5 protein-coding genes and 1 pseudogene are annotated in these 4222 nt (G+C 74.7%); 5 read left to right on the top strand and 1 reads right to left on the bottom strand.

What is annotated here, in order from left to right; all coding sequences use genetic code 11:
• The 5 genes and pseudogenes from ACWGIU_RS31260 to ACWGIU_RS31280 all read left to right on the top strand — a co-directional run.
• A pseudogene (locus ACWGIU_RS31260) lies at positions 1–413 on the top strand (MFS transporter); the annotation flags it as partial.
• 51 nt (positions 414–464) lie between these two features.
• Positions 465–1046 carry an RNA 2',3'-cyclic phosphodiesterase gene (gene thpR, locus ACWGIU_RS31265; protein WP_453711468.1) on the top strand — a complete coding sequence of 194 codons (582 nt, stop codon included), beginning with the start codon at positions 465–467 and terminating at the stop codon, positions 1044–1046.
• 253 nt (positions 1047–1299) lie between these two features.
• On the top strand, positions 1300–2304 hold the full coding sequence (dhaK, locus tag ACWGIU_RS31270) for a dihydroxyacetone kinase subunit DhaK (RefSeq protein WP_453711470.1): 1005 nt from the start codon (positions 1300–1302) through the stop codon (positions 2302–2304).
• 51 nt (positions 2305–2355) lie between these two features.
• Positions 2356–2967, top strand: a complete 612-nt coding sequence (gene dhaL, locus ACWGIU_RS31275; RefSeq protein WP_453711472.1) for a dihydroxyacetone kinase subunit DhaL — start codon at positions 2356–2358, stop codon at positions 2965–2967.
• On the top strand, positions 2964–3407 hold the full coding sequence (locus ACWGIU_RS31280; protein WP_453711474.1) for a PTS-dependent dihydroxyacetone kinase phosphotransferase subunit DhaM: 444 nt from the start codon (positions 2964–2966) through the stop codon (positions 3405–3407). Before dhaL ends, ACWGIU_RS31280 begins: the two co-directional genes overlap by 4 nt.
• Before the next feature lie 160 nt (positions 3408–3567).
• Here the strand turns inward: ACWGIU_RS31280 and ACWGIU_RS31285 are convergent, their stop codons facing one another.
• Positions 3568–3954 (bottom strand): RNA-binding S4 domain-containing protein, encoded by a 387-nt coding sequence (locus tag ACWGIU_RS31285; protein ID WP_384837294.1) that lies wholly within the window; start codon positions 3952–3954, stop codon positions 3568–3570.
• Positions 3955–4222 lie beyond the last annotated feature (268 nt).

The raw sequence follows: 4222 nt of genomic DNA on the forward strand, positions 1-4222 counted from the left end.
GGGCCACGATCGGCGCCGCCTGCTCCGCCGTCCTGACTCCGGGGGGCCGTGTGATCCGCCGCTCCACCGCCGACGCGGACCTGCCCGCCGCGTTCGCCGCCCGGTTCTCCCTCTCCCACGGCTGCTGGCTGCTCACCTACCCGCTGGCCGGGTGGCTCGCCGCGGGGGCGGGGCTGCCGCTCACCGTCCTGGTCCTCGGCGCCGTCTCCCTGGGCGCCGCCACGGCCGCGGCGGTGATCTGGCCGGCCCGGGACCCGGACCGGCTGGACCACGTACACCCGGACCTGCCGCCCGGTCACCCGCACCTCGCCGACGCCCGCCCGGGCACGGGCGGCTGGCGACACGGGCATCACTACGTCATCGACCGGCACCACCCCCGCTGGCCCGGAGAAACGCCTGGCCGGTCGCGCTGAGCGGCGGGCGAAAGATGACGGAAGGTGTCCCGACAGGATACGAAGACCCTCGTGAGTGAAGAGACCGAGGCGGCGACCGTCCGCGTGTTCATAGCCCTGGCCCCGCCCGACGAGGCGAAGGAAGAGCTGGAGCGGCGGCTGCGGCCCGCCTACGCCGCGTACCCGCGCATCCGCTGGAACCGTATCGAGGACTGGCACATCACCCTGGCATTCCTCGGCGAACTCCCGGTCACCGCCGTCGGACTCCTGCGGCCGCCGCTCGCGGAGCTCGCCGGGACCCGGCGGCCCCTGCGGCTCGCGCTAAGCGGCGGCGGGCACTTCGACGGGCGGGTCCTGTGGACGGGGATCGCCGGAGACCTCGACGGACTGCACCTCCTCGCCGCCGAGGTGCGCGCGGCGGTCACCGACTGCGGCATCCCCTTCCACGGCCGACCGCTGCGGCCCCATCTGACCCTGGCGCGCTCCCGCCGCCACGACACCACCAGCGCGGTGGAGGCGGCCACCGGACTCGACGCGTTCACCGGCCGCCCGTGGGAAACACGCCGCCTCCACCTCGTCGGAAGCAACACCGGTCGCGGCCCGGGCCCCATCCACTACCGCGACATCCGGTCCTGGCCCTTCGACGGCGGCTGAGCCGGCTCGGGTTCGTGCCACGGCTTCCTCCCCGTGAGCCGCCCGGCCTCGTATCGTGGCGACGGACGGATCGCCCGCGAGGGTCCGCCGGTGGTCCCAGTAGGCCGTCTCTTCGGATCCCGCCGGGCCCGCGACGTCCGGCACCGCACCCGGCCGCGTTGTCGGGCACGGCACCGGACGCCGCAGGCTCGGCCGACAAGATCCGAAAGAGACGGCCTGGCCGAACACCCGCCGAAAGACCGGATGGAGTGGCATGAGGATGCTGATCAACAGTCCGCAGACCGTGGTCACCGACGCCCTGCGGGGGATGGCGGCCGCCCATCCCGAGCTGGACGTCGACGTGGAGCGGCGGGTCGTCCTACGGCGGGACGCGCAGGCCGGCGGGCGGGTGGGGGTGGTGTCGGGGGGCGGGTCCGGGCACGAGCCGCTGCACGCCGGGTTCGTGGGGTACGGGATGCTGTCGGCCGCGTGTCCCGGGGAGGTGTTCACCTCGCCGGTGCCCGACCAGATGGTGCGGGCGGCCGCGGCGGTGGACTCCGGCCAGGGGGTGCTGTTCGTCGTCAAGAACTACACCGGGGACGTGCTGAACTTCGAGATGGCCGCCGAGCTCGCCGAGGAGGACGGCCTGCGGATCGAGCGCGTCCTGGTCGACGACGATGTCGCGGTGAGCGACAGCCTGTTCACCGCCGGGCGTCGCGGTACCGGGGCCACCCTGTTCGTCGAGAAGATCGCGGGGGCGGCCGCCGAGGAGGGGGCGCCGCTGGAACGGGTGGCCGCGCTCGCCCGGCGGGTCGACGAGTGCTCGCGGAGCTTCGGGGTGGCGCTGAGCGCGTGCACCACGCCCGCGAAGGGCGGTCCGACCTTCGACCTGCCGGACGGGGAACTGGAGTTGGGCATCGGCATCCACGGCGAACCGGGCCGGGAGCGGCGCCCGATGATGCCGGCGCGGGAGATCGCGGACGTCGCGGTGGGCGCCGTACTGGAGGAGCTGGCGCAGATCGGGCCGGCCGACGGTCCGGTGCTGGCACTGGTCAACGGGATGGGGGCGACACCGCTGCTGGAGCTCTACGGGTTCCACGCGGAGGTGGCGCGGGTGCTGGGCGAGCGCGGTGTGCCGGTGGCGCGGGCCCTCGTCGGCAACTACGTCACGTCGCTGGACATGGCGGGGTGTTCGGTGACGCTGTGCCGGGCCGACGAGGAGCTGCTGCGGCTGTGGGACGCGCCCGTGCGGACCGCGGCGCTGCGCTGGGGTCTGTGAACGTAGGGTGGCGGTGGGACCTGCCAGACGGCTGCGAGGCGAGGAGATCCGGTGCTTGACGCAGAGTTCTTCCGGAGCTGGATGGCGGCCGCCGCGGCCGCGGTGGAGCGGGAGGCGGACCGGCTGACCGAGCTCGACTCCCCCATCGGGGACGCCGACCACGGGAGCAATCTGCTGCGGGGTTTCACGGCCGTGCTCGCCGCCCTGGAGGCAGAGCCGACGGCGGCGCCGGGCGCGGTGCTCCAGCTGGCCGGGAGGACGCTGATCTCCACGGTCGGCGGGGCCTCGGGGCCGCTGTACGGGACGCTGCTGCGGCGCACGGGCAAGGCGCTCGGGGAGTCGGCCGAGGTGTCCGACGCGGAGCTGGGCGAGGCCCTGTCCGAGGGGGTCGGGGCGGTGGCGCGGCTGGGCGGAGCGGCACCGGGGGACAAGACGATGCTGGACGCGCTGGTGCCGGGGGTGGCCGCGCTGGGTACGTCGTACCGGGCGGCCGGCATCGCGGCGGAGAACGGGGCGCTGGCGACGGTGCCGATGCGGGCGCGCAAGGGCCGGGCCAGCTACCTGGGCGAGCGCAGCATCGGCCACCAGGATCCGGGGGCGACCTCGTCGGCGCTGTTGCTGGGGGCGCTGGCGGACGTGGCGGAGCCGGGGGGTGCGCGGTGACGGCCGAGCGGCAGGAGTCCGGCTCCGCGCCCGAACCCGGCCCGGCCCTGGTCGGCATCGTGCTGGTGTCGCACAGCGAGCGCGTCGCGGAGGCGGTGGCCGAGCTGGCGCGCGGGCTGGCGGCCGGCGGACCCGTGGCTCCGGTGGCCGCGGCGGGCGGCACGGCCGCCGGCGGGCTCGGCACGAGCGCGGAGCGGATCGTCGCGGCCGCCCGGGAGGTGGACCAGGGCGCCGGGGTGGCCCTGCTGGCCGACCTGGGCAGCTCGGTGCTGACGGTGAAGGCCCTGCTGATGGAGGACGGACTCCCCCAGGGGTCGGCCCTGTTGGACGCGCCTTTCGTCGAGGGTGCGGTGGTGGCCGTGGTCACGGCGTCCACGGGAGCCCCCCTGGTGACGGTCGCGGCGGCCGCCACGGAGGCGTACACCTACCGCAAGGCCTGAGGGACTGTCCCGTACTCCCCGGTGGAGAGCGCACGGCGTCGGATGCGGTGCGTCGCACGGCGGAGGGGCGTCCTCGTACCGGTCGTATGCGGGCGTCGCGACCACGCGGTGGGGTGCCGTAGCCGTCGTCGTGCGCCCGCCGGGGACGGCGAGTCAGACCTCAGGGCCGGCCGCGGAGGGTTTCGATCTCGCGGCGCTCGCGCTTCGTCGGGCGGCCCGCTCCCCGGTCGCGGATGCCGACCACCGCGGCCTCCACGGGCGTGGGCGGCGGCGGGCTGTTGTCGATCAGACATTCGGCGGCGATGGGGGCGCCGACCCGCTTGGACACCGGCCGCTTGACGACGACGATCCGCTCGCGCCCCGCGTGGAAGAGCCGTACCTCGTCCCCCGCGCGCACGGGCTGCGCCGGCTTGGCGCGCTCCCCGTTGACCTTCACGTGGCCCGCCCGACAGGCGGTCGCCGCGATCGAGCGGGTCTTGGTCAGGCGCACGGACCAGATCCACGCGTCGACCCGTACCGTGCCCGTTCCCGTTACCTCATCAGCCATGCACCCGACTCTAGCGAGCTGGGCGCGGTGGGACGGCATGAGTTTTGGCAGATGCCCCAAGAAGCATGGCATCTGCCATGGAGATCAGCCCAAAAGGATTGCAAATGCGCCACAAGTGCCCCTACGTTGTCGCCCATGCGGTCCGACACCATCGGACAGGCGGCACGTCTGCGGGCGTCAGCCCGGACACCGCCCACCGCCGGACCCGACGCCGACCGGCCGCCGACCCGACCCGACCTGACCCGACCGAGGAGCATCTGCTCATGTC

It is taken from the genome of Streptomyces sp. NPDC054840, from assembly GCF_053611065.1.